Origin of the sequence: Microcoleus sp. Z1_B2 (assembly GCF_036700325.1) — a bacterium.
Taxonomy (GTDB): Bacteria; Cyanobacteriota; Cyanobacteriia; order Cyanobacteriales; family Microcoleaceae; genus Microcoleus.
Genome location: NZ_JAUBOQ010000015.1, coordinates 85436 through 111586, shown reverse-complemented (window position 1 = coordinate 111586; position 26151 = coordinate 85436). Strand labels below are relative to the sequence as shown.

Annotated in this window: 25 protein-coding genes and 2 riboswitches; of the genes, 16 read left to right on the top strand and 9 right to left on the bottom strand. The window is 46.0% G+C overall.

Going from position 1 to position 26151, the window contains the following annotated elements; all coding sequences use genetic code 11:
- Nucleotides 1–138 precede the first annotated feature (138 nt).
- Nucleotides 139–720, top strand: coding sequence for a Uma2 family endonuclease (locus QT984_RS11330; RefSeq protein ID WP_333374015.1), 582 nt, complete (start codon nucleotides 139–141; stop codon nucleotides 718–720).
- A 289-nt stretch (nucleotides 721–1009) separates the two neighbouring features.
- Here the strand turns inward: QT984_RS11330 and QT984_RS11325 are convergent, their stop codons facing one another.
- Together QT984_RS11325 and QT984_RS11320 are read right to left on the bottom strand one after the other, a co-directional pair.
- Entirely contained in the window at nucleotides 1010–3358 is a 2349-nt protein-coding gene (locus QT984_RS11325; RefSeq protein WP_333054991.1) for a PhoX family phosphatase, read from the bottom strand.
- Nucleotides 3359–3644: 286 nt separating this feature from the next.
- A complete protein-coding gene (locus tag QT984_RS11320; protein WP_333054992.1) occupies nucleotides 3645–4112 on the bottom strand; it encodes a hypothetical protein in 468 nt (155 codons plus the stop codon).
- A gap of 274 nt (nucleotides 4113–4386) precedes the next feature.
- Here QT984_RS11320 and folK point away from each other — a divergent pair, with 274 nt between their 5' ends.
- The 5 genes from folK (at nucleotide 4387) to QT984_RS11295 (ending at nucleotide 8684) form a co-directional block, all read left to right on the top strand.
- On the top strand, nucleotides 4387–4869 hold the full coding sequence (gene folK / locus QT984_RS11315) for a 2-amino-4-hydroxy-6-hydroxymethyldihydropteridine diphosphokinase (RefSeq protein ID WP_333054993.1): 483 nt from the start codon (nucleotides 4387–4389) through the stop codon (nucleotides 4867–4869).
- A 187-nt stretch (nucleotides 4870–5056) separates the two neighbouring features.
- Nucleotides 5057–5605, top strand: coding sequence for an NUDIX hydrolase (locus QT984_RS11310; protein ID WP_333055091.1), 549 nt, complete (start codon nucleotides 5057–5059; stop codon nucleotides 5603–5605).
- 149 nt (nucleotides 5606–5754) lie between these two features.
- Nucleotides 5755–7200 carry an FAD-binding domain-containing protein gene (locus QT984_RS11305; RefSeq protein WP_333055093.1) on the top strand — a complete coding sequence of 482 codons (1446 nt, stop codon included), beginning with the start codon at nucleotides 5755–5757 and terminating at the stop codon, nucleotides 7198–7200.
- Between the two features lie 207 nt (nucleotides 7201–7407).
- Entirely contained in the window at nucleotides 7408–8019 is a 612-nt protein-coding gene (locus QT984_RS11300; protein WP_333054994.1) for a Uma2 family endonuclease, read from the top strand.
- 17 nt (nucleotides 8020–8036) lie between these two features.
- A complete protein-coding gene (locus QT984_RS11295) occupies nucleotides 8037–8684 on the top strand; it encodes a Uma2 family endonuclease (RefSeq protein ID WP_333208764.1) in 648 nt (215 codons plus the stop codon).
- Between the two features lie 102 nt (nucleotides 8685–8786).
- Here the strand turns inward: QT984_RS11295 and QT984_RS11290 are convergent, their stop codons facing one another.
- Nucleotides 8787–9236, bottom strand: coding sequence for a hypothetical protein (locus QT984_RS11290; RefSeq protein ID WP_333054996.1), 450 nt, complete (start codon nucleotides 9234–9236; stop codon nucleotides 8787–8789).
- A 97-nt stretch (nucleotides 9237–9333) separates the two neighbouring features.
- On the opposite strand from QT984_RS11290, the gene QT984_RS11285 reads away from it, so the two are divergent.
- Nucleotides 9334–9660, top strand: a complete 327-nt coding sequence (locus QT984_RS11285) for a hypothetical protein (RefSeq protein ID WP_333054997.1) — start codon at nucleotides 9334–9336, stop codon at nucleotides 9658–9660.
- Between the two features lie 15 nt (nucleotides 9661–9675).
- Nucleotides 9676–11811: a pentapeptide repeat-containing protein gene (locus QT984_RS11280; RefSeq protein WP_333054998.1), complete on the top strand. Its 2136-nt coding sequence runs from the start codon at nucleotides 9676–9678 to the stop codon at nucleotides 11809–11811.
- Nucleotides 11812–11977: 166 nt separating this feature from the next.
- Here the strand turns inward: QT984_RS11280 and QT984_RS11275 are convergent, their stop codons facing one another.
- Both QT984_RS11275 and QT984_RS11270 read right to left on the bottom strand, forming a co-directional pair.
- Nucleotides 11978–13552, bottom strand: coding sequence for an FAD-dependent oxidoreductase (locus tag QT984_RS11275; protein WP_333231893.1), 1575 nt, complete (start codon nucleotides 13550–13552; stop codon nucleotides 11978–11980).
- Nucleotides 13553–13800: 248 nt separating this feature from the next.
- Nucleotides 13801–14499 (bottom strand): Uma2 family endonuclease, encoded by a 699-nt coding sequence (locus tag QT984_RS11270; RefSeq protein WP_333055000.1) that lies wholly within the window; start codon nucleotides 14497–14499, stop codon nucleotides 13801–13803.
- A 299-nt stretch (nucleotides 14500–14798) separates the two neighbouring features.
- Nucleotides 14799–14945, top strand: a riboswitch (cobalamin riboswitch).
- 61 nt (nucleotides 14946–15006) lie between these two features.
- Between QT984_RS11270 and QT984_RS11265 the strand changes: the two genes are divergently transcribed.
- The 8 genes from QT984_RS11265 to QT984_RS11230 all read left to right on the top strand — a co-directional run bounded on the left by QT984_RS11265 (nucleotide 15007) and on the right by QT984_RS11230 (nucleotide 22204).
- Nucleotides 15007–15726: an energy-coupling factor ABC transporter permease gene (locus QT984_RS11265; protein WP_333055094.1), complete on the top strand. Its 720-nt coding sequence runs from the start codon at nucleotides 15007–15009 to the stop codon at nucleotides 15724–15726.
- 3 nt (nucleotides 15727–15729) lie between these two features.
- Nucleotides 15730–16050 carry an energy-coupling factor ABC transporter substrate-binding protein gene (locus tag QT984_RS11260; protein ID WP_333055001.1) on the top strand — a complete coding sequence of 107 codons (321 nt, stop codon included), beginning with the start codon at nucleotides 15730–15732 and terminating at the stop codon, nucleotides 16048–16050.
- 8 nt (nucleotides 16051–16058) lie between these two features.
- A complete protein-coding gene (gene cbiQ / locus QT984_RS11255) occupies nucleotides 16059–16859 on the top strand; it encodes a cobalt ECF transporter T component CbiQ (RefSeq protein ID WP_333374013.1) in 801 nt (266 codons plus the stop codon).
- An 819-nt stretch (nucleotides 16860–17678) separates the two neighbouring features.
- A complete protein-coding gene (locus QT984_RS11250; protein WP_333055003.1) occupies nucleotides 17679–18497 on the top strand; it encodes an ABC transporter substrate-binding protein in 819 nt (272 codons plus the stop codon).
- A 420-nt stretch (nucleotides 18498–18917) separates the two neighbouring features.
- Entirely contained in the window at nucleotides 18918–19493 is a 576-nt protein-coding gene (locus QT984_RS11245; protein WP_333055004.1) for a Uma2 family endonuclease, read from the top strand.
- A gap of 43 nt (nucleotides 19494–19536) precedes the next feature.
- Nucleotides 19537–19681, top strand: a riboswitch (cobalamin riboswitch).
- 118 nt (nucleotides 19682–19799) lie between these two features.
- On the top strand, nucleotides 19800–20240 hold the full coding sequence (locus tag QT984_RS11240; protein ID WP_333055005.1) for a hypothetical protein: 441 nt from the start codon (nucleotides 19800–19802) through the stop codon (nucleotides 20238–20240).
- 19 nt (nucleotides 20241–20259) lie between these two features.
- Complete coding sequence (locus QT984_RS11235) at nucleotides 20260–21126, top strand: methyltransferase domain-containing protein (RefSeq protein WP_333055006.1); 867 nt, start codon at nucleotides 20260–20262, stop codon at nucleotides 21124–21126.
- Nucleotides 21127–21355: 229 nt separating this feature from the next.
- The gene (locus QT984_RS11230) at nucleotides 21356–22204 is read left to right on the top strand and encodes an ABC transporter ATP-binding protein (protein WP_333055008.1); all 849 of its coding nucleotides are present in this window, start codon (nucleotides 21356–21358) and stop codon (nucleotides 22202–22204) included.
- A gap of 114 nt (nucleotides 22205–22318) precedes the next feature.
- On the opposite strand, the gene QT984_RS11225 is transcribed toward QT984_RS11230, so the two are convergent.
- The 4 genes from QT984_RS11225 to bicA all read right to left on the bottom strand — a co-directional run bounded on the left by QT984_RS11225 (nucleotide 22319) and on the right by bicA (nucleotide 25829).
- Complete coding sequence (locus QT984_RS11225) at nucleotides 22319–22447, bottom strand: hypothetical protein (protein ID WP_333374010.1); 129 nt, start codon at nucleotides 22445–22447, stop codon at nucleotides 22319–22321.
- Between the two features lie 66 nt (nucleotides 22448–22513).
- Nucleotides 22514–22978 (bottom strand): hypothetical protein, encoded by a 465-nt coding sequence (locus QT984_RS11220; protein ID WP_333374008.1) that lies wholly within the window; start codon nucleotides 22976–22978, stop codon nucleotides 22514–22516.
- A 332-nt stretch (nucleotides 22979–23310) separates the two neighbouring features.
- Nucleotides 23311–24012, bottom strand: coding sequence for a diacylglycerol/polyprenol kinase family protein (locus QT984_RS11215; RefSeq protein WP_445242995.1), 702 nt, complete (start codon nucleotides 24010–24012; stop codon nucleotides 23311–23313).
- Between the two features lie 143 nt (nucleotides 24013–24155).
- The gene (gene bicA / locus QT984_RS11210; protein ID WP_333055009.1) at nucleotides 24156–25829 is read right to left on the bottom strand and encodes a bicarbonate transporter BicA; all 1674 of its coding nucleotides are present in this window, start codon (nucleotides 25827–25829) and stop codon (nucleotides 24156–24158) included.
- Nucleotides 25830–26151 lie beyond the last annotated feature (322 nt).

Here is a 26151-nt window from a genome sequence, read left to right as displayed (position 1 = left end):
AAAACCTCTGATATCATGTCGGGTCGATTACCCCTAATACGATAGGGGCGGGTTCACGAAAAATATCTGCCAATAATTGACCATCTCAAAAACCCGCCCTTTTAATCGCTTTTTCTTCAAGCTATTATAGAAACATACTTGATTCTCGATCGCATTATGGTTGCCTTACCCGATCGCCCATCGATGAGTGCAGAAGAATACCTGGCTTGGGAACCCACCCAAGAGGAACGCTACGAGTATTGGGATGGCGAAGTCGTCGCCATGAGTGGGGGCACCCGCAATCACAATCGAATTTCAGGAAATTTCTTCAGAATCCTAGATGATGCCCTTGTCGATCGCCCTTGCGAACCTTACATCGCGGATGTCAAAGTCCAAGTGGAACGAGGGCAAAAATATTTTTATCCTGATGTTGTGGTAACTTGTGATGAGCATGATAACGATCCGCAATTAGTGCAATTTCCTTCCTTAATTATCGAAGTTTTATCGCCTTCCACTGAAGCAGCAGATCGCGGCATAAAATTTGCTAAATACCGCCAATTTTCAACACTGCAAGAGTATGTATTGGTGCAAGTTGAACAGCCAGGAGTAGAGATATTTCGGCGCAATCAACAGGGGCAATGGGTTCTCTCCGAGTATGGTTTGGGCGATTCCTTGCAACTTGAATCGGTGAATCTAGAAATTGCGATCGCCGATTTATACCGCCAAGTACAATTTTCTTAGTCTCGTATTTGTGTGTTACTAATTTGTAGGGTGCGTCGCTACCAGATGAGAAATGGAACTTGCAGATTGACGGGTGGCGACGCACCTTACCATTTGTGTGGTGCTAATATTTCAGAGCCCCGACTTCTTCAGCCAAGTCGGGGCTTTGGGTGTTCAGTTTTTTGAAATGAGCTTACTTAACCAGGATTTACGCACTCGACAAAAGAAACCGGGTTTTTTACCAAATCTTCGGACTGCAACGCGTCTTTTCGTAAAAAACCCGGTTTCTGAGCCCCATCGTAAGTCCTATTTAAACAAACTGGCCCGTTGGAGTCGATCGCACCCGACGAATTCCAATCACCGACGGCATCGGCGAACGACGCCTGTCATTCTCAATATTACTCGGCCACAAACTGCCGCGAGAAACACTACGAGTCTGATTAAAAACAGCACCGTTCAAATCCAACATTTCAATTTGCCGACTCAGTACAGTACCATCATCGATCGGACAATCTTCCCCAGGATGCTGCACCGCAAGCAACAGCGTATCTCCCACAAAAGTCGGCCCCGTCATTTCGCATCGGTTCGGGCCGTAAGCAAACGGAATTACTGTTCCTGCATTCGGCCCAGAAGTGGGAATATAAAACAGCCAATTGTTGCCAAAAACACCAGTCAAATCTGACACATTTCCAGTCTTGTTGTGGTCGATCGTCTTTGGCTCTCCACTCGCACCGACATCAAAACCGTTGTGCGTGCTCGTAGACATATCAGTGACGACCCAAACATTGCCTTGAGGGTCAAAATCCAAATTGTCTGCATTAGCAAATCCCGCCCCATCTACCGCACCGGCTTCTCCACCCTGAGCCAAACGCTGCCAGCGGAACGTCAAACCCGCACCGTCGGGACTGTCTTCAATTATTTTGTAAAGTCCTCCCGACTGCTGATTGCTGTTGACTGCGCTACCGTATTTAGCAACATTAAAAATGCGAGAATCTGGATAGCCGTCGCTTCCCGGTGCGCCGTCAGTATAAGCAATGAAAACTTCCTTCGTAGTAGGATTAACTTCCAAATCTTCCGGCCGCGCCGTCGGAGTGCCACCAATCAAATTAGCAGCTAAGAAAGCATCAACTAAAACCGCGCCTTGGCTGCTGTAGAAATTAGCCAGAGTTTTATTTTGGTAGCCCGAAATTGCTGTTGCTTCATTGGTTGTATCTACTACAAAAGAACCGCCGTCTTCGGTTTGACCAGCAATTCCGGCGCGTTTGGGCAAGCGAGTAGCGGCATCTCTTTGAGCTTTGCCAAAACTTGCTAATTCCGCCTCGCCAACTCTAGAAGGACGCACCGGATTTGTCGGGGTATTTAATGTCAGTGGCAGCCATCTTCCAGTACCGTTGCGGTTATATTGGGCAACGTACAAAACCCCATCTTCAAACAATCGGCTGTTGTTTTTATCTGCGGGATTGGTGACATTACCGTTGCTGACAAATTTCCAGGTGTGTCCGCCGCGCCGATCGTCCCCCATGTAGCCTATTAACTTGCGGCCTGCTTCAGCGCGAATCGCGACGTTTTCGTGGCGGAAACGGCCCAACCATGAGTGCTTCCGGGGGCGGAAACTTGGATCTAGGGGATCGACTTCTACCATCCAGCCGTATTTTTCGCCGACTAAGCCAAATTCCTCACCGATAGTGCCCTTGGCGTAGCTGGTTTGGCCACCGTTGGGTTTGACGTTTTCCTGAACCCCGACGAAAAATGCTTCGCTACCTTGGAAGTTTTCTTCGGCGGAGAGGATTGTTCCCCAAGGGCTTGTGGCGCCGGAACAGTTGTAGGCTGTACCGATGATGCGGTTGCCGAGTCCGTCGGTGTTGACTTGCGCGAAGACTTGGGTAGCTGCAGGGCCCGTGCCGATGAGGTAGTTGTCGTCCCCTTGTCTGGTTCCCCAGGAGGTGACATCTTTGTATTTGTCGGTACGCTGGCTGTTGATTCCGAGGCCGGAAAGTCCGTGAATACGGCGGTTGAGGGGGTCGCCGGCGATCGCCTGAAATCTGCCGTTGGCTTGTTTGGTGATGCGGACGATCGAACCACCGAGATTGTACAGGAATTCGCCGATGGTATCGCGATTCTTTACGGATAAGTCTATACCGAGGACGGCGCGCTCGGTTGTTGGAAATGATGCCAAGTCTGACGGGGTATCGGGTGCCTCTTTCGACATTGGGAAGGATACGTACTCGTGGTTAACCCAGAGATAACCGTCGTCATTGCTGCCGCGAAGGCCTACAAAGCCGGTGTAGTCGCAGTTGTAGCCGAAATAGTCTGCCGGATTGGGAAAAACTCGATCGCCCCAGCGGACAATCACATAACGTTCGTATTCCGGCGGCACAACCACATCGTCAACAATGCTGTAACTCGTTAATCTAGTATCCTGTGAGGCAGCCATCACGGTTCCCTGTCCGTTTAAGCCCATCGGCATAAAGCTGGACAATTCTCGATAAATCGGCAGCGGGTGGGGAAGTCTTAACGGAGTGAAAGATAGCGGAACTACAGCTTCGGCCGAGGTGGAATTGATGCCGAATAGTGTTTTAGTTACTTGAGGGGCAAGCACAGTGGTAGCTGCACTGCTGCCGAAGAAAATTAGCAGTTGTCGGCGAGTTATTTTAGACATAAATTCCTGTTCAGCCCAACTTCCCTAATCAGATGATTCCGTATGAAACTCTATCACTATTAAATTAAGGGGAGTTAACCTGAAGGTTAATTAAAATTGGGAGGTATTTAGGTTAACAAAAAGTTAAATATTCTCATTGGCAAGTGGTAATTGGGAATAGAGAGAGAGATTCAGGAAAAAATATCTATCCATGTATCCGTGATTTCCGTGTCGTGCTGTTGGTTATTTGTTATTTGTTACCAATGCCCGATGCCATGCCCTGTTTGCCGCCCTGCGCGGGCCGATTTCAATCATCTCGAAAACCTGGATCATTTTCTCTGGAGGTCGATCGACTAGGCGCAGGTACATTCCTCACTTGCGAAAATCCAGAATTTGGGGACGAAATACCGCCGTTTCTGAATCCCAGCAGCAATTGAGCATCGGCAAAATATCTAGTCCACTGTTCGATTCTCGCATCTTGTTGCCAGTCGCGACGGGATACTCTCGATCGCAAAACTGGAACTCTTTGTCGGCTGCGATCGGCTGTAATAATGACTGTAACTTCTGTTAATGCCGGATTTTCTTGAAACTCGCGGGCGATCGACTCTTTCGCTAAATCTTCCGCCTGCTGCACTAAACTCGCAAAAGATTGACTACCGTCCGAATCTAGGGTAAGGTAGCGCTCTTTTGTTTCAGCCAAACCTATTGATATACTTGCTGTTAAACTGATAATTGCTAGAATGACAGCCGACAATAAGCGTAGGTACAAATTCATTATGTTTGAAACTAAATACTAACACTTGTCAATAATAGTTAATAAAATTTAACATACTGTTAAGCTTAAATTAAAATAATATTTTGTGTTATCAGAATGCGCCAAAAATGCAGGCTTTAGGGGGAAAGTTTCGTAAAAATACAACTTGTATGGGCGGGTTAAACCCGAAATCTGTTTAGGAATCAAAGAATATTGATAAACCCGCGCCGCCTTAATCTTCTCTCTTCCTGACATCCGTTACATCCGTTACACAATCCGTTGCCGAACCTTCCTTATGAAACTAACAAAATGTGCGATCGCCCTCGGTAGCAACTTAGGCGACTCCCTAGCCACACTCTCTAGCGCGATCGTAACCCTAAACAACACCCCAGGAATAGCAGTAAAATCCCATTCAAGCTGGTATCAAACCGCCCCCGTCGGGCCGCCCCAACCCGATTACATCAATGCCTGTGCCATCCTAGAAGTTGCACTAGAACCCGAACAATTACTAGCAAAATTATTAGAAATTGAAATAAAATTTAATCGAATTCGCCGAGAAAAATGGGGGCCAAGAACCCTCGACCTAGATTTGCTGCTGTACGACAATTTAATCCTAGAAACTCCCACACTGACTCTACCTCATCCCCGGATGACCGAAAGAGCTTTTGTATTAGTACCTTTAGCAGAAATTGCCCCGGATTGGGTGCATCCGGTGACGAAAAGTGCGATCGTCCAACTCCTGCAAACCGCAGACTGTTCGGGAGTGCAAAAATTGTAACTGTAAAAAGTGAGTACAATTCACCGATCGTACCAGTTTCAAAAAAAATGCAACCGTAGCTAAGCTGCCAACTGTGATAGTCATCAGTCATTCCCAATCTAAAATCTAAAATCTAAAATCTAAAATCGTATTAGATCGCCTATGATGTCTTAAATCGGTGCACCCTAACATTATTCGCTTGTCGCTTATGTCGATCGGTCAAGAACTACCCCAACTCCTCAAACAACGCCTATTTTACCAAGGGCGCAAATTCAACTTTGACGTAGCCACCCTCCGTCTTCCCAACGGTTCCGAAGGCGAGTGGGAATGTATTCGCCACCCAGGCGGAGCACTTGCAGTTCCCGTCACACCCGAAGGTAAACTCGTCTTGGTACGCCAATATCGCTTTGCCACAAAAGGGCGAATTTTAGAATTTCCCGCAGGTACAGTAGAAATCAATGAAAATCCCGCCGAAACTATCAAACGAGAAATCGAAGAAGAAACCGGATATCGCGCCGGAAAATGGCAGAAATTAGGGCAATTTTTTCTCGCCCCCGGTTATTCCGACGAAATCATTTATGCTTTCTTAGCCCAAGATTTGGAAAAACTGGAACAGCCGCCAGCACAAGATGATGACGAAGACATTGAAACAGTTCTATTCACCCCTGAAGAATTAGAAAAAGCTATCTTAGCTGGGGAACCCATTGATGCAAAATCTATTTCTAGCTTTTTCTTGGCACGTCCCTTTTTGATGTAAATCTGACTGACGGAAAAACCCGGTTTCTTATAAAAATCGTGCGTCCAACCGATAAATATTAACTTAGAAACCGGGTTTTTGAACCCGCTTGTGTCCAGAACTGTAAAATCTAAAATCTAAAATCTAAAATCTAAAATCGAATGTCTGATATATCCAATCTAATTTTATTTTGGCACCGCCGCGACTTGCGTATTTCTGACAACATCGGACTGGCAGCAGCGCGCCAGCAAAGCCCGAAAGTAGTCGGAATTTTTTGTCTCGATCGCAATATCCTAAATCGCGATGACGTAGCCCCAGCCAGAGTCACCTACATGATCGGCTGCTTGCAAAAACTCTCCTCGCGTTACAGGGAAGCAGGCAGCCAATTGCTGATAATTCAAGATGACCCGATCCTAGGAATACCGAGATTAGCAACAGCTATAAATGCCCAAGCAGTATTTTGGAACTGGGATGTAGAACCCTACGCCAAACAGCGCGATCTGGCCGTCTCAAACGCCCTCCAACAAGCAGGAATTCAAGTTCAAAATTTCTGGGATCAACTCCTGCACGCCCCAGATGAAATTCGCAGCGCTACAGGGACTCCCTACACAGTTTATACACCATTTTGGAAAAAATGGAACAGTCAACGAAAAGCCCAACCAGTAGAGACACTGCCGATAACTTATCTGGAATTAATGACCGGATTAACCGCCGAAGAACAAGCAATCGCCAACCAAGCAGGTGCAAGGGAAACAGTGCCAACTGCCTCTAGTTTAGGATTTATTTGGGAAAACCCATTAGTAATAGAACCAGGAGAAGATGCAGCGCAAAAAAAATTAGAAGAATTTTGCGATCGGGCAATTTACAAATATCAAGGACAGCGCAATTTTCCCGCCATTAACGGCACATCCAAACTCAGCGCAGCCCTCAAATTTGGTGCAATTGGCATCCGCACTGTTTGGCAAGCTACCCAAATAGTAATGGACACTTGCAGCAGCGAAGAAGCGTCTACAAGCATCCGTACTTGGCAACAGGAAATAGCGTGGCGAGAATTTTACCAACACGCCATGTATAACTTCCCAGAATTAGCAGACGGCCCCTACCGTCAAGCATTCAAAGACTTTCCTTGGGAGAACAATGAAAAACTCTTTCAAGCTTGGTGTAAAGGCAAAACAGGCTATCCTATTATCGATGCAGCAATGCGGCAGTTAAATCAGACAGGTTGGATGCACAATCGCTGTCGCATGATAGTCGCCAGTTTCCTCACCAAAGATTTAATTATTAACTGGCAGTGGGGTGAAAAATACTTCATGCAAAAATTGATAGATGCCGACCTTTCTGCTAATAACGGCGGCTGGCAGTGGAGTGCATCTAGCGGCATGGACCCGAAACCTTTGCGAATATTTAATCCGGCGAGTCAAGCTCAGAAATTCGACCCGGAAGGGGAATATATTCGGCACTGGGTTCCCGAATTGCGTCGCGTTGATACTAAATTTTTGCTAACAGGAAATATTTCGTCTTTAGAACGCCGACTTCTTCATTATCCCTCTCCGATCGTAGATCACAACGAGCAGCAGCGCAAGTTTAAGGAACTGTACACGCAGCAAAAAATTTAAACATCACACCCAGAACCCCGACTTTTTGAAGAAGTCGGGTTTCTAGCTGCCCTTATTACACCTACCTAATTAATATGTGATATCATGTTCTGTTAATTCCCCTTAAAAAAATTGTTTGTAGTAAGGACTTGAGTCCTTGTTGACTCTATTCGAGGACTCAAGTCCTCACTACGAACTATTGATGGCTATATGAACGGAGAATTTTTCATGATTCAAACCATAATCAAATCTATAACATTTGAAGACTTTTTAGAATGGTATCCAGATGGAAAAGGACGTTTCGAGCTACGCAATGGAGTAATAGTTGAGATGAACCCAAATGGAGACCATGAGGAAGTTACAGGTTTTCTGCTTCGTAAAATTAACGTAGAAATTGACCGTTTAAATCTTCCTTATGTAACACCTTCAACTTATTTTGTCAGACCTCCCGAAACGACCACGGGCTACCAGCCGGATATTATAGTCTTAGACAAACCAGCCTTAATGTCAGAGCCACTCTGGAAAAAATCATCAGTTATTTCTCAAGGTAGCTCTGTTAAGCTTGTTGTCGAAGTAGTTAGCACTAACTGGCAAGATGATTACCTGGTAAAAGTGGCTGAGTATGAAAGATTGGGTATCCCGGAATACTGGGTTGTTGACTATGCTGCCTTGGGTGGTCGGCGGTTCATCGGCAATCCCAAACAACCTACTGTCTCGATTTACCAGTTGGTAGAGGGGGAATACCAGGTTAGCCAGTTCCGAGAGGGCGATACGATTATTTCGTCTGCCTTCGGGGAACTTAATCTGACTGTTGAGCAGGTTTTTAGCTCTATAATTTAAATAAATCGGAGGTTGAAATGGTAACGCTGCAATTAAGGCAAATCATTGTACCACCTGGACAGAGAGTGCTGTTAAATGATGTCAACTGGCAGGAATTTGAAGCAATTTTAGAAGAGTTGGGAGAACACCGTGGCTCTAGAATAGCTTACAGTCAAGGAACTTTGGAGATTAGGATGCCACTACCAGAACATGAATTCAATAAGGAAATCATTGGCGATATGGTGAAAATATTACTCGAAAAACTTGAAATCGATCGAGAATGTTTTGGTTCGACGACTTTTCAGCGAAAAAGTATGTTACAAGGAATTGAACCTGACAATTGCTTTTACATTCAGAATTATGCTCTAATGATTGGCAAAAAGCGGATAGACTTAACTATCGATCCGCCGCCTGACTTAGCTATTGAAGTGGATATAACTTCCAAAACTCAACTCGATGCTTACGAAGCTTTGGGAGTACCTGAAATATGGCGCTATGAAAATAAAAAGCTTCAGATTAATGTGCTTCAAGATGGGAAATATGTTGAATCGGAAATTAGTCCGACTTTTCCAAATCTGCCAATTATTGAAGCTATTTCTCAATATTGCGAACAAAGCCAAACAGTGGGCACGAGTCAAACTCTCAGATTGTTTCGCAAGTGGGTTAGAGACCAAATACAAAATTGATATGAAATCGGTCTTCCACGGACTTGCTGTAAGGAATCCGGCTTATTTACGATCGCCAAAAAGCAATTTTCTCACAGCAAGCGTCCTAATTCCGTTTTATTTTTAATTTCGCTTTTGGGAAATAGAGAGAGAGTAAGGGTGTTGACCTTGAGCTCGATCGCCCACAAAAATAACATAAGTCCCCTTGTCCCCATAACCGGAAAATTCTACATTCCCCGCAGCAGCATTCGCCGGCAGCACGCAGAAACGCCCCCTCGGCCCTTGAATCATCAAACTCGGAGCTCCAGCGGTTTGTACTGCAATCCGCCAGTAAGGCAAATCCTGCGTTACTTCAATGACGTGGTTCGGCCCTTGGGAGACAAAACCGCAGTCGCCACTATTGTTCGGGCCGCCGGAAACTCCAGAAACTCCCAGCGGTTCGGGAAATCCCGGAGCAATTTGTAGCGGTTGGCTCCGAAGGGCACCCGCATCCGCTAAAATCATTGCCAAGGCTACGGTCACGATCGAGCTAAACCACAGTTTGCCGCGATCGCCCGGATAATTTATCTTCATGTTTCCTCACACAATGGCATTTGGTTATAGTTCTTTGACGGTAGGGGATAATGGCAGTTCCAAACACATTAATCTAAAATAACTTCCGAATTTTTTTATGAATCCTCAAAATAACTTCAATTGGCAGCAAGCGTTCGGAGAACTAAAAGCTAAAGTAGAACGATCGCGACTCATCACACAAAATCCAGACAGCTATCAAGCCGTCGGAACCTTCTACAATCAATTACTGGACAAGTTTCAAAGACTCCCCAAACCTGGGCAGGTGGCAGCCTTTGCCGTCGGAGCGATAATTGTCCTGACAGTCTTCAATAGCGTCGTACAGCTAATTTCAGCGCTGATGACTCTTGCCGTTCTCGGAGTGCTAATCTACATAGCGTATAAATTGGCAATTTCCCCCCAGTCCTCAAATACTAACGACAAATAATAGGAATTTCTAAATATGGCTAACCCCACCGCGCCCAGCGGCATCAATCAACCCGATCCGTCTTGGCAAACACAATCCAAGCAAATGCCACTGCTGGTTCGCAGGTGCGGCGCTTGGGCTGTGGAAATTTCGTTAATTGCGGCCAGCGCCCTCGTTCCCTTCAGTATCGGGGCATTAGTCAACCAGGAATCTCAAACCGTACCGCTCAATTCCTCAGTAGCAGCAGCATCCGAAACCGTCGCCCGTACCTTGGGCATACCCGTGCGCGATCGCAGCCCCAGAGTAGCACCCCTAACTAATCTATTCTGGTCGGGGGCGCTGCTGGCACCGGCAGTTTTAGCGGGGTGGCAACTGTTTTTGCTCGCCAGAACCGGTCAAACTATCCCCAAACGCTGGTTCGGCGTCAAAGTTGTCACAGCGTCGGGTACTCCTCCGGGTTTTGGGCAAGTGCTAATTCGCGAAAGTTTGGGGCGCTGGGGAGTGCCTCTGGGCGTCGCTTACGGCATTTGGCGCTTGACGGGAGCGTTTCCTGATTTGCTGATTTTAGGGGGGCTCAGCGGCTTGGCAGTGCTCGCAGACGGGGCTTTTGCATGGCGCTACAAACGGCAAACGGGACACGATCGCCTCGCCAATACTTTGGTCGTCAACGCTCGATCCCATCAACTGTCTGCCAATCCTGTCAAGACTCAAGATTGGACTGAGGAAGACGCGCAGATTGCGGCTTTGGTTGTGACTCCACCAAGCGGCCTGAAAGTAAATGCCAGTTTGTGGAATTGGATGCGCCAACACCCAGGCACAACTTTAGTAATAGTTACCGTCGGCAGCGCGGGATTGATTTTAACTTTGTTTGTCGGCACTCTCATCTACACTCAAAGTCAAGCAAATATGCGGGATTCCCGGCAGCGGAACGACGAATTATTTGTGGCTTTAGTCAGCAAATTGTCTCCCACATCGGCTAGCGGGGCATCGGGCAGGCGATCGGCAATTTTGGCTTTGGGGGCGGTGGAAGACTCCCGCGCCCTACCCCTGCTATCGGATTTGCTAGCTCAAGAAGACAACCGGGCCATGCTGGACGCGATCCAGCAAGCTTTAGTCAGTAGCGGGCCGAAAGCTTTGCCTGACTTGCAGCGGTTGAACCAAGCCCTCAGCAACGACCTCGATTCCCTGCGGTTTGACGGCAAGGCCCCGGAACGCGAGTTAGCGGCCGCCCGCCAGCGAACAGTACAAAGGGCGATCGGCAAAATTCTCACAGTGTATAGCAGCCAACTCAACGGTGTCGATCTCAGCCGCACGGATTTAGCTCAAAGTCCTGCCGGCCCATCTCAGTTTACTTTAGTTTTAAACAAAGTTGACTTGTCGGGAATTAAGTTGAGAAATGCCAATTTAACCAATGCCAGCTTGCAGGGATCTCGCTTTTACGGCACCGGCGAAGACAGGCGTCCGGGTACATTTGACGATTGGATTTCTGACTTGAGCGGCGCTAATTTGGAAGGAGTAAATTTGACCGGGGCGTCTTTGAACAGTGCTGTAATGAACGGGACTAATTTTGTGCGCGCTGTCATGAACAAAGCTAATTTGTCAAACGGCAATTTGAATTCAGCTAATTTCAGCAGTGCTATTTTAATTGGAGCCAATTTACAGGAAGCAATGTTAAAAAATGCCCGTTTTACCGGAGCCGATATAGGAAGCGCGAATTTGTCGCGAGCGGATTTGTCCGGTGCACGTTTGGGCAAAGTTAAGGCTCAAGGCGCTCAGTTGTCCTTGACAAATTTGTCTAAATCGGAATGGCAAGGTGCTGATTTATCCGGTGCTGATTTGAGCGGCGCAAACTTACAAAATGCCAATTTGACTTCGACTAAACTCGCCAACGTGAATTTAAAAGATGCTCGGTTGCAAGATGCCAATTTTCGGAATGCAGAGGTGAGTTCGGTTGATTTTCGGGGCGCGAATTTAGCGGGAGCGGATTTTAAAGGCGCGGTGTTTCTGGGGAAAGCAGCTTCGGAGCAATTTATTCAAAATCCCACGACTGGTAGTAAATCAGGTAGATTCCTAGGAGTTGATTTTGCGGAGGCTAAGAATTTAGATAAAAGTCAAATTGCTTACATTTGTTTGCAGGGGGGGATTCATCCAAAGTGCCCGCAGAAGAAGTAAGGATTTGTTGTTAGCGAGTAGGCTAATACAGTTGAGCATTTAAATTGTATATTCACGGCGGGTGGGACACCCCAAAAAAGTTTGATTATTTTTTGACATACAATTTAAATGCCACAACAGCTTAGTCAACAATCAATAATCATGAGGAGTGCAACCGGGATTGAGATTATGCAATAGCATCCGAAGTGACAAGAGTCTCGAATTGCGCCAATAGCATTGCCTCACCACTATTGGGAGTTCCAAAAATTTTAGGTAACTGGCCTGTTTGGGCGAGAACTTGTCTCACTTCTTGGTTAGATACATCGGCTAGATTTTTGTTATTTAGAATGGCATTAACCGCAGCGATACCCACACCTTGACCAACTGCAGCGTTGAATTCAACTATTCTGCCGACAGAACAGGCTAACCCTTCAAATCCCGAACACGGACTGACTACTGCCAAGTTAGGAACGTTTTTAATTAATGCGTGGCGGATGCCAATATTAAAGATAGGCTGTTTAAAACTCAGACTTTTAAACCATCCTAGACTGTTTGCTTTCTCGCCAATACCCTGGATGCCTCCCCGTACATCAAAATGATAGCTAAATGTTGCCAGGGCTTCATTAGCAGGTACGCCACCTAACAGCATTTGTGCGCCAGTTAAAGGTTCTACAACTCCCGTCACATTGCCAGCGTGTCTGATATAAAGTTCTGAGGCATAAGTAACAGAAGTAGCCCCCAAACTCCTCAGCCAAGTTGTAATAAATAACATCTCTCTTTGCATATTAGCCGTGGGTTTGCTCCCGCTTCTAGCTAAGGCTTCGGCTTCGCTGGCTGTGACTGCAAATAAAAGCGCATTCCACGAAAGTCGGTCATTTGGAAGTATTGCTATATTTCCCTCATCTAAAATTATGCCAGTTTCAGAAAAAGATAGTTTTCTTCCTCTAAATGAGTGGTAAGCTACAGACAGAGCCGGCGCGCGAACATCGATGTAATCGTTACCCGCCCACAGAGTTTTGAGATTGCCTTGAGTGTCCCTCATTTCCCGCCGCAGCTCTTCTGCTAGTTTGGCATCCTTGCCTGCGGCGTACAGCAAAAATTTTTGACTCTCTGCATCGGCCAGGTTGGTAAAGCGTTTTAGATAAATATAATCGAATTCTTTCAGTGCTCTTGCACTGAGTCCTTGGGTTTCAAAAACGAGGGTGACTGGAAGTTCTGAATTAGGCAGACCAAATGTTTCAAATCCCTTCAGCTTTCTCACACCGGCAGCTTGAGCTAATTCGGCATTGACAGTGGCATCAATAAATTGCTTGCCGGCATAAACTACGCCTTGAGAGGTGGTTATACTGACAATTTTTTGACCTTCTTTACTGACTGATTTAATTTCTACTTTGCTCAGGAGATCGGCCCCAGCTTTTACCAGCATTTCTTTCAGGGCTGCACTGGCTTTGCGGGGGTCAAGTGCAATTGCGGTGACACCGGATTTTTGTAAGAATTCTTTATAGATTGTCGCTGGTGAACCAAAGGTATCTAACTTTAAAGATTTTTGAAGTTCTTCACTAATCTGACTTCTATCTAAATAAGCAAGACCGCCTCTTACCAAATGCCCGCCAATTCCTTCTTGCAAGCTTCCTTTAGACATCAGTAGAATTCGCGGATAACGCTTTGTTCGGCGAAGATATTCTCTGGAGGCAGAGATAACAGCTAGAACTCCTGGAACTTCATCACCAAAACAGATGATATCGTAAGAACGCAGATTCATGACCATTATTTAATAACCTCTGTTGATTTTCATGTTTTCGAGCTGCATCTCAATGTTTGCCGTCCAACTTTCTGTTTTTCCCAAATCTAGCTAGATACTTCCTGATTTTTGCGATAATATTCACACATTTCTGGAGGCAGAAACCGGGTTTTTTCCAGAAAATCCTCCTTTGAGGACGATCGATCGGGCGTTGCAAAACCCGGTTTGTGAGCGTCTAGAGTACAACACTGAGGTACTCTTGATTGCCATCAGCCCAGATTATCAGGATCTATCCCCAACTCCCGCAATCGCTGAGCCAGTCGATCGGCGCGCTGGGATTCCTGTTGGGCGCGCTGCGCTGATTCTTTCACCTGTTCTTCAGGTGTCAGATAACGTTTTCCATCGGCATCATACCAATACAACCACTCTCTTGTCACCCCAGAATAACTTCCCCTTTCACAACCAATCCCCAAACCAATTTCAGGCATCCAAACTGGATGTTCTGGCTGTAACTCGTACTTCCCATTGACTAACTTGTGTACTTCCAAATGAGGTTTACGGCGGCGGCGGGAAGAATAAATGACGTAATAAAGTACGCCTAAAGCTTGATAAGTGTCTAATTTTGTGCTGTATTCCTTGCGATAAGTTGGGGAAACAACTTCCAGCACAAAAGTAGGCAGAACATTTTCATCCCACAGCACGTAACTGGGGCGCAATTCTTCGTCGTAAAATCGTTCTACTCCTAAACTTAAGAAAGCATCGGGGACAATGGGCGGTTCGTCAGGGTGATGATAAATACCCATATCTATGCCAAAAAACCAGTCCATGCGTTCTGCCCAAAGTATGAGCAATATTGCTTTTAACAACCCTGGTATTAGTTCTTGCAGTTCGTTATCCACAGGAGTTTCATCTGAGTCTGGTAGTTCATCGGCTGAGGGCCAGTGCCTCGGAAATTTGTAATCTAACATGGCGGCTTTCCTCAAAACTCACTAATATTATACCGTTGATTTGTTGGGCAATAGTATTTATGGAACGAACCGCGAAGACGCGAAGGAAGAGAAGATGAGAGGTAATTTTGACTTAGGAACGCGAATTAAATAACTTACAATTTTAATTGTGATTGTGGGATGGGTGTCCCGCCCGTCCACTCATGACGGGCTATAAGAGCCCATCCCACTTTCAAGAGTGGAAGTTATTTAATTCTCATTCCTTAGTTAATCTGAAGTAATTTTTGTAAAAGATTTGCTGAGACTTACGCGATCGACTAAACTATGTGTAACCAGTCGGTTCTAATGGGGAGCAGCCGTTAGAGGAAACGGGGAAAGTTCGGTGCAAGTCCGGCGCTGTCCCGCAACTGTAATGAGAGTTTTGTCGCTTTCTGAGTCAGGATGCCCGCCGATGTGTTAGTTTACATAGTCTCATCTGCGAGGTTCAGCGTGAAGGCCAGAAATCGGAAATTGGTCAGCTTGGGATTGATGGCTGGCTTGAGTTGTTATATTGTCCTGGGTTCGGCAACGCCCGCCGCAGCTATGCACATTTCGGAAGGTTTTTTGCCGGTGCAATGGGCGGCGTTTTGGTGGATGGTGGCGTTGCCTTTTTTTGCAGTAGGTTTGCGATCGATTACTCGTATTACAAAAGAACACCCGGAACTTAAATTATTGCTTGCTTTGGCGGGTGCGTTTACTTTTGTGCTTTCTGCTTTAAAAATTCCCTCGGTAACGGGCAGTTGTTCTCACCCGACGGGTACCGGTTTGGGTGCAATTTTGTTCGGCCCTTCGGTGATGGCTGTACTGGGGGCTTTAGTTCTGCTGTTTCAAACGTTACTGTTAGCTCACGGCGGGCTGACAACGCTGGGAGCGAATATGTTTTCGATGGCGATCGTCGGCCCTTTCGCTGCCTATTTTATCTATCAATTGCTGATGCGAACTGGCAGGCAACGGGCGGCAATTTTTTGTGCGGCGGCTTTAGCAAATTTACTGGCTTATGTGACGACTTCGATTCAATTAGCGTTAGCTTTTCCGGCAGCAATTGGCGGTTTTATGGCTTCGTTTCTCAAGTTGGCTGGCATCTTTGCTATCACTCAAGTACCCCTGGCGATTAGTGAAGGATTGCTGACTCTATTGGTCTGGAATTGGCTGCATTCTTACGGGAAGCCGGAGTTGGAAACTTTGAAATTATTGAGACAGGAGTCATAAGCCGTGAGTCAAAAAAACACAAGAAATCAGCAAGCTACTTCACAACAAAATTGGATGTTGGTAATTGCTGTTATCGCGCTTGCCGTTATTCCCCTAGTTTTTGTCCGGGGTGAATACGGCGGATCGGATGGGGAAGCACAGAAAGCGATTGCGGAAATTCAACCTGACTATCAACCTTGGTTTAACCATTTTTTTGAGCCTGCTAGCGGAGAAATTGAAAGTTTGCTGTTTGCGACTCAAGCGGCGCTGGGGGCTGGCGTAATTGGATATGCGATCGGGCTGTACAAGGGGCGATCGCAGCGACAAAAATCTGATGATGAATAGCCGTCAGAATGAACCATCAGATTGATAGTCTGGCTTATACAAATCGCTTGCGGGGGTTGCCGCCATCTCACAAGTTATCCTTTGCGATCGCCCTTTTAATTCTGTCTCTCGTTTCTGGGGCGATCGTCCAATTGTCGATCAGCTTTTGGTTAACCGTCTGGATCGTCATCTATGCGGGTATTCCGGCGAAACTGTATTTGCGGTTGCTGTCGCTACCGTTGATGTTTTTGCTGACAAGTTTGCCTGCTTTGGCGCTGGGTGCGGTTGAGTTAAGTCAAATTCAGGAAATTCAGTGGGATATTTGGCAAGGTTGGGGCATTAGCATCGGCACTTTTTATCTGTATGTGAGCCGCACTGGAATATACCAAGTGAGCTTGCTGTTTGCCCGCGCCTTCGCATCGACAAGTTGTATGTATTTCATTCTCTTGACGGTTCCATTTACCGAAATCTTGCAGATTCTCAGACAATTACGCTGTCCAGAGTTAGTCACAGAACTGCTATTACTAATGTATCGGTTTATTTTTAGCTTATTGGCGATCGCCCATGAACTTTGGATAGCACAAAACTCGCGCTGTGGCTACCGCACTTGGAAGCGGGGAATGCAGAGTTTAAGCATTTTAATCGGGCAATTGCTTCAGCGAACTTTGGAAAACTACCGTCAAGTTTCGTTGAGTTTAGCGTCGCGCGGCTTTAATGGAGAATTGCGCGTTTGGAATTCTTACCCTTATAAACCTTCGCGAAGATATACATTTGAAGCCGTGTTTGGTTGCACGGTTTTAACTTTGTTAAGCGCGGTACTTCAACGCTAAATTTATTGTTATTCCTGGACGAATGGGGGTCAGAAACCGGGTTTTTTGACCTAATCTGCGATCTAACGCGTCTTTTCGTAAAAAACCCGGTTTCTTTGGTCGGAGTGGGTAAGTCCTGCATGATATTCACGATTAGTGCCGGTGACGGTGGCGGTGGTTAATATCAACGGGAGTTACGCATCACAATCAAAGAAACCGGGTTTTTACAGAATCTGCGGGTTGTAACTGAGATATTGCAGCATTCTCAATAATCTTTTTATGAACAGGCTTTCCGGCTTGTTCCACAAGAAAATTTATCTCTTGTGGAACAGGCCGGAAAGCCTGTTAAGCGAGAATGGTGCAAGATGTGAGTTGTAACCAAGTATTCTCGCAAAAAACCCGGTTTCTGAACACCCGCGCCTCCAGGAATATTGTTGATAATTCTCCTATTCTCGTTAGTTTAGCGGGCCGGATTTGAATAAGGGCGATCGCACTTCTTGCAACAGCTATTACAAATACAGCGGATTCCAGGTTTATAAAGTACACCCCAGAAACCGGGTTTCTTGTGGATTTCTCGCCAGAAACCGGTTTGATTCAAGAAACCCGGTTTCTCTGTACTTCACTTACCTGGAAAGTGCTGTATGACTTTTATGAACTTAATTAATGAATTATATGAATTGACGTGAACATTAGTTGAATGAATAATTACAGTATCAAAATAAATAGAAAAAATTCTGTATCAAGATACTAACAAAAACAACAGCCCGCCCCCCATTATTTTTATTATTGCCATCGGCTTAATTTGGTTGGGCGCCTACAAGTTCCTTCCCGGTTTATTGAATGCCAAAAATTAAAATAGACCTACATCTACATCTACATCGGCAACGATCGCACCCGGAGCGCCAGACGAGCTTTGCCAATAATCTATCAGGATTTGGCAGCTACATCTTTCGGACAGTACCCAATATTAGCTTAATGGCAGCTCCCTTAGCAGAATATGGAGTGAAAACAGCAGCCAAAACTAATATTGCGGTTTGTTATGATTCCCAAGCACCGGATAACATATCATTTAAAGATGAATTTGTGGCATCTCTTACTGCTGCTGGTGGCAAATTAGTTCCCACTGTTTGCGACTTTTATTTACCCTCTTTTAATCCCGAAAGTGCGATCGCCGATGCTGTCAGCAAAGGTGCACAAGGATTGATGGTAGCGCCCCACATCGATCGCATTGACCGTGCCATTTCTCTGGCTCGCATCAATCGAGGCAAATTGCCACTCTACGGCAGCACTACGCTCTACACCTTTCAAACTTTAAAAGACGGACAAAAAGACGTTGACGGGATTGTTTTGCCCGTTCCCTGGCATCCTGAAACTAATCCCGGTAGCCGTTTCCCAGAAAATGCCCGCCAGCGTTGGGGAGGCATTGTGAATTGGCGAACAGCAACGAGTTTTGACGCGACTCAAGCTGTCATCGCTGGCTTGCGGCAAAGCAATACGCGGGAAGGGTTGCAACAAGCACTCAGAAATCGGAGTTTTTCAACAGCAGGATCGAGCGAGGATGTGAAGTTTTTGCCCACGGGCGATCGGGCTGGGAAGCCGATTTTAGTGCAAGTTAAACAAGGAGGAAGCACTGGCTATAACTTTGTCCCGCTGCGGTAAGTTTGTTAAGTAATATCATGTCCAGTCGATTGACCATGATTCCTGTAGGGGCGGGTTCACCAACAATATTTGCCAAAAACCGACAATCTCAAAAACCCGCCCCAGCTTATGTATTATGCGCGATCGATCGGACATAATATAAGTTTCCTAAGTGCGATCGGACTCATATTTTGCATCATTTTTATTAATAAAGGGCTAGTTTGTGGGGTGGGGGCGGGTTTATTTAACCTGTCTGCACCATGAGAAAGCTTTTGGCGAACCCGCCCCTACAGGCTTTTTCTTTTTCTCAGACTATTCGTGGGAATGCGTAGCCGAAGCTGCGGTATCCAAATAATATCGAAATAAAGATAACAAATCATCCCTATAATTAAGGATTTTTAAGATAAACTGAAATGAGTAGATTAAAGGAGAGCGTTGTGTATGATCGCGCAAGTTGAAACCAAAACCTACACCGCTGAGGAATATCTAGAATTAGAAATCAATTCTCTGGATCGGCATGAATTTATCAATGGGGAGATTGTTCTGATGGCTGGCGGCACACCGGATCACAATGAAATTACCACTAATTTAGTTGTTGCGCTGAAACTGGCGTTAAAAGGGAAACCATATCGGACTTTTAGTTCGGATCAGCGGCTTTGGGTTCCGCAGCTTAATAATTATACTTACCCGGATGTGATGGTGGTAGCGCGCCCGATCGAGATGCAATCTGGACGGACGGATACAATTACTAATCCGCTGCTAATTGCTGAGGTGCTGTCTAAAGGTACCAAAGCTTATGATCGCGATGAAAAGTTTGCTGCTTATCGCAGTATTCCTAGTTTTCAGGAGTATTTATTAATCGACCAATATCGGCTACAGGTGGAGCAATATTCTAAAACTGATGCGAATAAGTGGATTTTTTCGGAATATAGCTGTATGGGCGATCGGCTGAGTTTAACATCTGTTGCTGTGGAGATTTCGCTGGCTGATTTGTATGAAAATATTGAGTTTGGTTAATAGGCACACGGCTTTTTTTGTCAAATATCCCAAATAGTGGTAATATCCCCGTATATCGATCGGCTCTGATGAAAAACACACATCAGACGTAAGGGGGAAAGTTCGGTGCGAATCCGGCGCTGTCCCGCAACTGTAATGAGAGCATTGCATCTCTGAGTCAGGATGCCCGCCGATTTGTTTACAATCATGTTTTTCATCTGCGAGGTATGGATGATGGTGAGTTCAATATTTTTACAAATAATCTGCTGTTGTGCTCCGTTTCCCGATCGACAATAACGAAATTTTAGGCAGCGGGAAACTAAAAAAATGCGAATCGAAGATAGTGTTTGGCAGGGTAGTTTTGGCTACTGGCAAAACTTGTTTATTCATCAGAATATTTTGTCGATCGGACATACCGCTTGGAATGGCTTTTTGCATCAAGGACGAGGCTTGGTTGCTTGCAAAATCAATACTCCCATTAACGGCTATGTGAATTGGAGCGTAGATACTATCAAGTACGATCTGGAATTTATTTCCGACTTGGAGGCAACCGTTTATTTGCAACAACTAGAAATCGAGCAAAATACTGTTTCAAATCTGCTCCAAATCATTGATAGCTACGAACCCAAGGAAGCAATTATATTTTTGTCGATCGCCCACGGTCACATTGATATCAATTTGTTGCAAAAGTTGGCAATTTCTCCGGTTGAGTGCTATGAACAGGTATGCAAGCGCTGGGAAGAATTTCAACTCAGCCCTAAATCCTAAAACTTACTAAATTTTCCCAATGTCGCAGCCAAAATCTATCGAAATTTCTAAAGTAACTCGCTACCAAAATGCAGCGCTTAATTACTATTTGGGCTTGACAGATTCGCCCTACCTTCACTACGGCTATTGGGAAACCCTACCTGTGCCCGCTGACGAACTCACGATCGCACGATTGCGCGTCGCTCAGCAAGCTTATACTGTAAAACTGTTAGATGCAATCCCCAAAGGCACTCATACGATACTCGATGTGGGCTGCGGGATTGGCGGAAATGCGGCTTATTTGCTCGATCGAGGTTTTGCAGTCGAAGGGGTCGCACCCGATCCTTTCCAACAACAGCGCTTTCTTAAGTGTACGCGCGATCGGGCAATCTTCCACCTCACGAGGTTTGAAGACTTCAAAGCAACCCATTTCTACGATCTTATTCTCTTTAGCGAAAGTAGCCAGTATATGTCGGCTGTTGATATTGCTAACGGTGCCGCCAAAATCCTCAATCCCGGCGGTTACGTTTTGCTGGCTGATATGCTGCGATCTGATGCTAATTATCAAGAGGGAATGTTCTCTAATTGTCATGTTGTTACGGAACTTCATGCAGCATTAAAGCAAGCTGGATTCACTTTAGTAAAAACTGAGGATATTTCCGCCCATATTTTGCCAACAATCGATTTGTATGTCGATACTTTCCGCCGATATGGACTAAATACAATGATTTATGTTGCAGATTTGATTGCGATTACAGTTCCCCCCGTCCACAAATTCCTGCGCTGGATATTTCGTCGCTGGTTCAAGAAGCTGGTGGTTGAAGGATTGGAGGCAAGTCAACTTTTTGAGCAACATCTCTGTTATGAAATGCAACTTTGGCAGTTGGCAAAATCTGATCGAGACTGACACAAATTTAGCAATTATAAATCATTTGTGAATTTCTTACTCTCTCCCCTTGATAAGGGGAGGGTTGGGGTGGGGTAAAAAGTTTACGACTCCTGCAAGGATTGCTATACAATTGAAATCGGTAATTGGTAATTGGTAATTGGAGGCATAGCCTCCGGGTATGTATTCCCAGGCAGAGCCTGGAAGGCTATAAAAAATAACAAATAACAAAAAATAAAAAATAACAAATATGTCTGAATGGATTCTCGAATTCGATCGCACTTCCTACTCCTATCCCTGCGGTTCGCGAGTGGCAATTCAGGGTTTAAATCTCAAAGTTCCCGCTGGGAAACGGTGCGGGCTGATCGGTCAAAATGGCTGTGGCAAAACCACATTTTTTCTGTTAGCAAATGGCTTATATCAACCGCAACAGGGAATGATTCGCTGGCACGGTGAACCCTTGCGCTACGATCGCAAATCTTTGATGCAACTGCGCCAACAAATCGGACTCGTCTTTCAAAATCCCGAACATCAATTAGTAGCTTCGACGGTAGAAGAAGATATTTCCTATGGATTGTACAATTTAGGCTTGAGAGAATCCGAAATTGCTCAACAGGTGCAGCAGGCGATCGAGCAATTCGATCTAAGCGAACTCGCCCGCGAACCAATTCACAATCTCAGTTTGGGCCAGAAAAAGCGGGTTTCCATCGCCGATATCATGATTCTCAAGCCCAAACTGCTGCTGTTAGATGAACCTACCGCCTATCTCGATCCGCGTCACACCCGACAACTGATCGGTTTACTTCAACAAATTCACAGCGCCGGAACCACTATCCTTTTAGCAAGTCACGACCTCGATTTCATCTACCGCTGGGCTGATTGGGTGTTTGTAATGGATCGAGGAAAATTGATTTTAGAAGGAACACCGGAAACCGTTTTTGCTCAGCGGGATGTCTTGGAACAATTGCAGCTTGGCGTACCGCTGGCGATCGAGCTAATCGAGCAAATAAGGGCGATGTTTCCAACAGACGATCGCTCAAAAATCCCCGTTTTCGAGCAATGGCAACAACAAATTTTACAAGCACGTCGGCTGCTTTAACGGGACTTAGACAATTGATAATTGGGGTTGCTGATTCACGGTATGAATCACCTTTGATCGGAATTTACAAAACTCACCCTCAAGCGGGCTTATAGCAATTGCGGAATCTTGAATTCATACCTGTATCCAGCAAATATTGTTAAATTCACGGCTCAAGAGTTCGCATTGTTCAAAAGAAGTAAAGGCGATCGCGTCAAGGCTTCTCCGAGCTTGAGCTTGCAGTTCAGAGTCGTTTGATGGCATGAGAACAAGAAGGCTGATTGCACAGAAATGATGTTCCCACAAATTCTCTGCAATCAGCGATAGTAATTAATGCGAGATAGAAATTCCGCCAGAAATAAAGGCAGCAGGGAAGCTGTCTGTTGGCTGATTACAAAGTTGCAAAGCTTGTTCTTTTGAAGTATCTAAAAAACGAATGCTGTCAGGACTTGAATCTCTGATTGCAATAAATACCCATCTTCCTTTCCCAGTTACTTGTGAAGACCCGCTAACAATAGGCCCTGCAATAGTAACGATCGGTGTTCTGTTACTCCCCAGAAGAAAGCTCTTTACGCACTGGGCTTGAATACCCATCTGAAGACCATCTTGTTCTCCCCTATATTGAGCTGTGCCAGAACCAGTTCCAGATGAGTCTCCAAGAACGTTAAGGTTAACCGAAAAAGTTAAATTCCCAGCTTTTGCTCGACCAGACCCCTGAATAGAAGTAGATTCAAAAAATGTTGGACGCAATGCCTGACTATTCGCTTGCTCTACCTGGGCAAACAAAGCAGTCATTGTGATGCCTGCAACTATGAGGCTCGAAAGCTTGTTCTTCACCGTTATCTCCTTTTGCGGTCTAACGTTCCTGGTCAGCGGCTGATAATAACCTTTGCAATACCACAAAATAATTGGGTCAGTCCGCTGCACCAGGGTTGTTAGGCGGTACGTTAACATCTTAACTCAATGTGCAGTGACATCTTAATAAGAATTTGGGCGTTGCTGGATACAGGTATGAATCAACTTTTAGCTTGATGTTACAAAACTAACCATACTTGGCTTATAGCAATTGCGAAATCTTGAATTCATACCTGTATCCAGCAACGCCCCCCCGTGGGGGGAAGTTCAGATTACACATTACCAATTATCAAAAATTGATTTAGGAAAAAGGCGATCGCCCCACTGCCGATCGGCACAGTCAGATTGTCAATTCCCAGCTTGGAAACCGACTCCAAAGTAGCAGCAGCCAAAGCTACAACAGCAGACACAGCCCAAGTTTGCCAAATATTGCCTTGAACCGCCAGCAAAATCAAACTACTAATAGCAAAACTCACCAAATACATAGTTGCAGAACCTTCCCAACTCTTTTGTATTCCCCCAACTCGATAAATATGTTTGCCGTATTTCTGGCCGATGACAGCAGCCAATCCGTCGCCCCAAGTCATCACTAAAATGCCCAAAGCAGCGTATTCCTGATGTTGCAGCGGCCAAAACCAAGCTACGAGAACGCTGATACTAACAGCATAGAAAAAAGTCCCCCAACTCTTCCGGTTGATACTGTTAAGACTGGGCAAAATCGGAACTTGGTAAGAAATTAGGGCGATCGCACCTGCTAAAACTCCCGCCGAAATCCCCACCCAACCGGGTATTTCCAGCCACCAAGCCAGCAAAATCACATTTCCAGTACCGATGTGAACCACCTTCCGCGATACTTCAGGATTGACAGAAGTAAAGCGATTTAACCCCTCAGCGACCAGTAAAATCAAACCCAGCCAGATACCCACGAGGGAAATTTGCAGCCATACAGTGGGAATTTCGGAAAATATAGACACGATATTTAGGAAAAACTTAGAGCGGGCAATGTTTATAACTTTAGTGGAAATAGGAAGGTGAAACGATCGATCGAGCCATAGAAATAGCAGGAAAAACGGGCACTCCTGCTAAACCACTACTATTTTGGCGAATTCGCGCCTTGTTACACAGGCGCTCCCAAGGGGATGCCTTTGTTGTCAACCACAGCGACGGCTTGTCGCAAGGCTGCGGTACGATCGCTCATGACATGCTCTGGCGCAATCAGATCCAACAATCCCAACTTCTGCAAGCGCTGCTGAATTTTCTCGCTGGCACCGACGATGTAAACCTGCAAACCCTTATCGCAGGCATCGCGAATCGCATTTTCGATCGCCAGCGAAGCCGTCACCCCCAGCATGGGCACAGCAGTCAGATCCATCACCAAAGCATCCGCATCCTTCATAGCATTGTGTTCGCGGGAAATCGCCTTCGACAACCCAAAAATCATCGGGCCGCTCAAGCAGAACAGCAACACGCGCCCCCTACCCCGATCCAAGAGTTGCTTCTCCTCCTGACTGAGGACCACATCATCATCCGTATCGGAAATCAGCTTCACTCCCGCAGACTGCAAACTACTCAACCGTTCGATAGTCAGGATATTGGCAATAAAGACGCCCACACCCACCGCCACAATCAGATCCACAAACACAGTCAAAAACAGCACCCCGTACATGATCAGGGAACCCTTAACAGATACTTTGTGCGATCGTTTCAGGAAACTCCAGTCAAGAATATCAATCCCCACCTTCAGCGCAATCCCCGCCAACACCGCCATCGGAATCGGTTCAGTTAACTTCGCCGCGCCCAAAACCACCACCAGCAGCACCAACGCCCGAGTTAAACCCGACAACGCCGAAGTCGCGCCTGTTTGGATATTGACCACAGTTCCCATCGTTGCCCCGGCCCCCGGTAAGCCACCGCAGATCCCCGACATGATATTGCCAATTCCTTGACCGATCAACTCCTTATCGGACTTGTGCTCAGTCCGCGTCAGACTGTCCGCCACCACCGCCGTCAGCAAGGTATCGATACAGCCCAGCATCCCCAGCATCACCGCATTCACAAACATCACCGTGAGTTGACCGGCGGAAAAAGTCGGCAATTGCAAGGGAGGCAGTCCCACCGGAATTTCTCCAATCCGGCGAATATCCGCGCCCTGAAACACAGTCAGGGAAATTACCGTGCCGACAATCAGCGCTATCAATTGCGGGGGTACGATTTTCTTCAGCTTTTTGGGCATCAGGAAAATAATTGCCACCGTCAAGATACCGAGAATTGCTTCCGGCGGATTTACGTTTGCCAGCAACTGCGGAATTGCCATAAAAGTGCCCAAAACACCTCCTTTGGGAGGGGCTTGACCCAGAAACGGTGCAATTTGCAGAATTATCAAAATCACGCCAATTCCCGACATAAAGCCCGAAATCACGCTGTATGGCATCAGGGTGACGTATTTCCCTAGCTTGAAAATACCAAAGATGATTTGAAACAACCCCGCCAGCATCACAACGGTAAACGCCATTGCTAGCCCTTGTTCGGGATTGCTGGCGGTGAGGGATGCGACGATCGCAGTCATCACCACAGTCATCGGCCCTGTGGGTTCCGAAATCAGTGTTGGGGTGCCGCCAAACAGCGCCGCAAAGAAGCCAACACAAATGGCACCGTACAGTCCCCCGATCGGCCCGATTCCCGAAGCGACCCCGAAGGCGAGGGCCAGGGGCAGCGAGACAATGGCAGCCGTGACACCGCCGAAGATGTCGCCCTGGAGATTATTGAAACTAATCCGATTAGTTATTGACATGAGTGGTGCATTAATAAAATAGACAGAATTTAACAATGCTGACTTTGATCCCTTCACCCACTCTCAGGGCAAAAGTTTTCCCTAATCGCCTGACAGATAGCACAAGCAGGGCAGACCCAAGGAAAGGTCTGTACTCGTCCCCGATCGATGTCAAAGTCGTAAATACTTAATTTTCAGTATTTCTTAATTTCTTAATTTAATCTAAAACGTGTCTGATCGAATTTTTATTTTTAGCCTACTCTCTCAAGGCTCCCCGAAAAGTTTTCTATCGAGCCAAATCTGAGCAAATCTCAATGCCAAACAAAACCCCCTACTCTAATAA

Bases quoted from the DNA above. Each gene is read 5' to 3' on its own strand.
- QT984_RS11325 (WP_333054991.1), bottom strand. From the start codon at position 3,358: ATGTCTAAAATAACTCGCCGACAACTGCTAATTTTCTTCGGCAGCAGT.
- QT984_RS11320 (WP_333054992.1), bottom strand. From the start codon at position 4,112: ATGAATTTGTACCTACGCTTATTGTCGGCTGTCATTCTAGCAATTATC.
- folK (WP_333054993.1), top strand. From the start codon at position 4,387: ATGAAACTAACAAAATGTGCGATCGCCCTCGGTAGCAACTTAGGCGAC.
- QT984_RS11310 (WP_333055091.1), top strand. From the start codon at position 5,057: ATGTCGATCGGTCAAGAACTACCCCAACTCCTCAAACAACGCCTATTT.
- QT984_RS11300 (WP_333054994.1), top strand. From the start codon at position 7,408: ATGATTCAAACCATAATCAAATCTATAACATTTGAAGACTTTTTAGAA.
- QT984_RS11295 (WP_333208764.1), top strand. From the start codon at position 8,037: ATGGTAACGCTGCAATTAAGGCAAATCATTGTACCACCTGGACAGAGA.
- QT984_RS11290 (WP_333054996.1), bottom strand. From the start codon at position 9,236: ATGAAGATAAATTATCCGGGCGATCGCGGCAAACTGTGGTTTAGCTCG.
- QT984_RS11285 (WP_333054997.1), top strand. From the start codon at position 9,334: ATGAATCCTCAAAATAACTTCAATTGGCAGCAAGCGTTCGGAGAACTA.
- QT984_RS11280 (WP_333054998.1), top strand. From the start codon at position 9,676: ATGGCTAACCCCACCGCGCCCAGCGGCATCAATCAACCCGATCCGTCT.
- QT984_RS11275 (WP_333231893.1), bottom strand. From the start codon at position 13,552: ATGAATCTGCGTTCTTACGATATCATCTGTTTTGGTGATGAAGTTCCA.
- QT984_RS11270 (WP_333055000.1), bottom strand. From the start codon at position 14,499: ATGTTAGATTACAAATTTCCGAGGCACTGGCCCTCAGCCGATGAACTA.
- QT984_RS11265 (WP_333055094.1), top strand. From the start codon at position 15,007: ATGGCTGGCTTGAGTTGTTATATTGTCCTGGGTTCGGCAACGCCCGCC.
- cbiQ (WP_333374013.1), top strand. From the start codon at position 16,059: ATGAACCATCAGATTGATAGTCTGGCTTATACAAATCGCTTGCGGGGG.
- QT984_RS11250 (WP_333055003.1), top strand. From the start codon at position 17,679: ATGCCAAAAATTAAAATAGACCTACATCTACATCTACATCGGCAACGA.
- QT984_RS11245 (WP_333055004.1), top strand. From the start codon at position 18,918: ATGATCGCGCAAGTTGAAACCAAAACCTACACCGCTGAGGAATATCTA.
- QT984_RS11240 (WP_333055005.1), top strand. From the start codon at position 19,800: ATGCGAATCGAAGATAGTGTTTGGCAGGGTAGTTTTGGCTACTGGCAA.
- QT984_RS11235 (WP_333055006.1), top strand. From the start codon at position 20,260: ATGTCGCAGCCAAAATCTATCGAAATTTCTAAAGTAACTCGCTACCAA.
- QT984_RS11230 (WP_333055008.1), top strand. From the start codon at position 21,356: ATGTCTGAATGGATTCTCGAATTCGATCGCACTTCCTACTCCTATCCC.
- QT984_RS11225 (WP_333374010.1), bottom strand. From the start codon at position 22,447: ATGCCATCAAACGACTCTGAACTGCAAGCTCAAGCTCGGAGAAGCCTT.
- QT984_RS11220 (WP_333374008.1), bottom strand. From the start codon at position 22,978: ATGACTGCTTTGTTTGCCCAGGTAGAGCAAGCGAATAGTCAGGCATTG.
- bicA (WP_333055009.1), bottom strand. From the start codon at position 25,829: ATGTCAATAACTAATCGGATTAGTTTCAATAATCTCCAGGGCGACATC.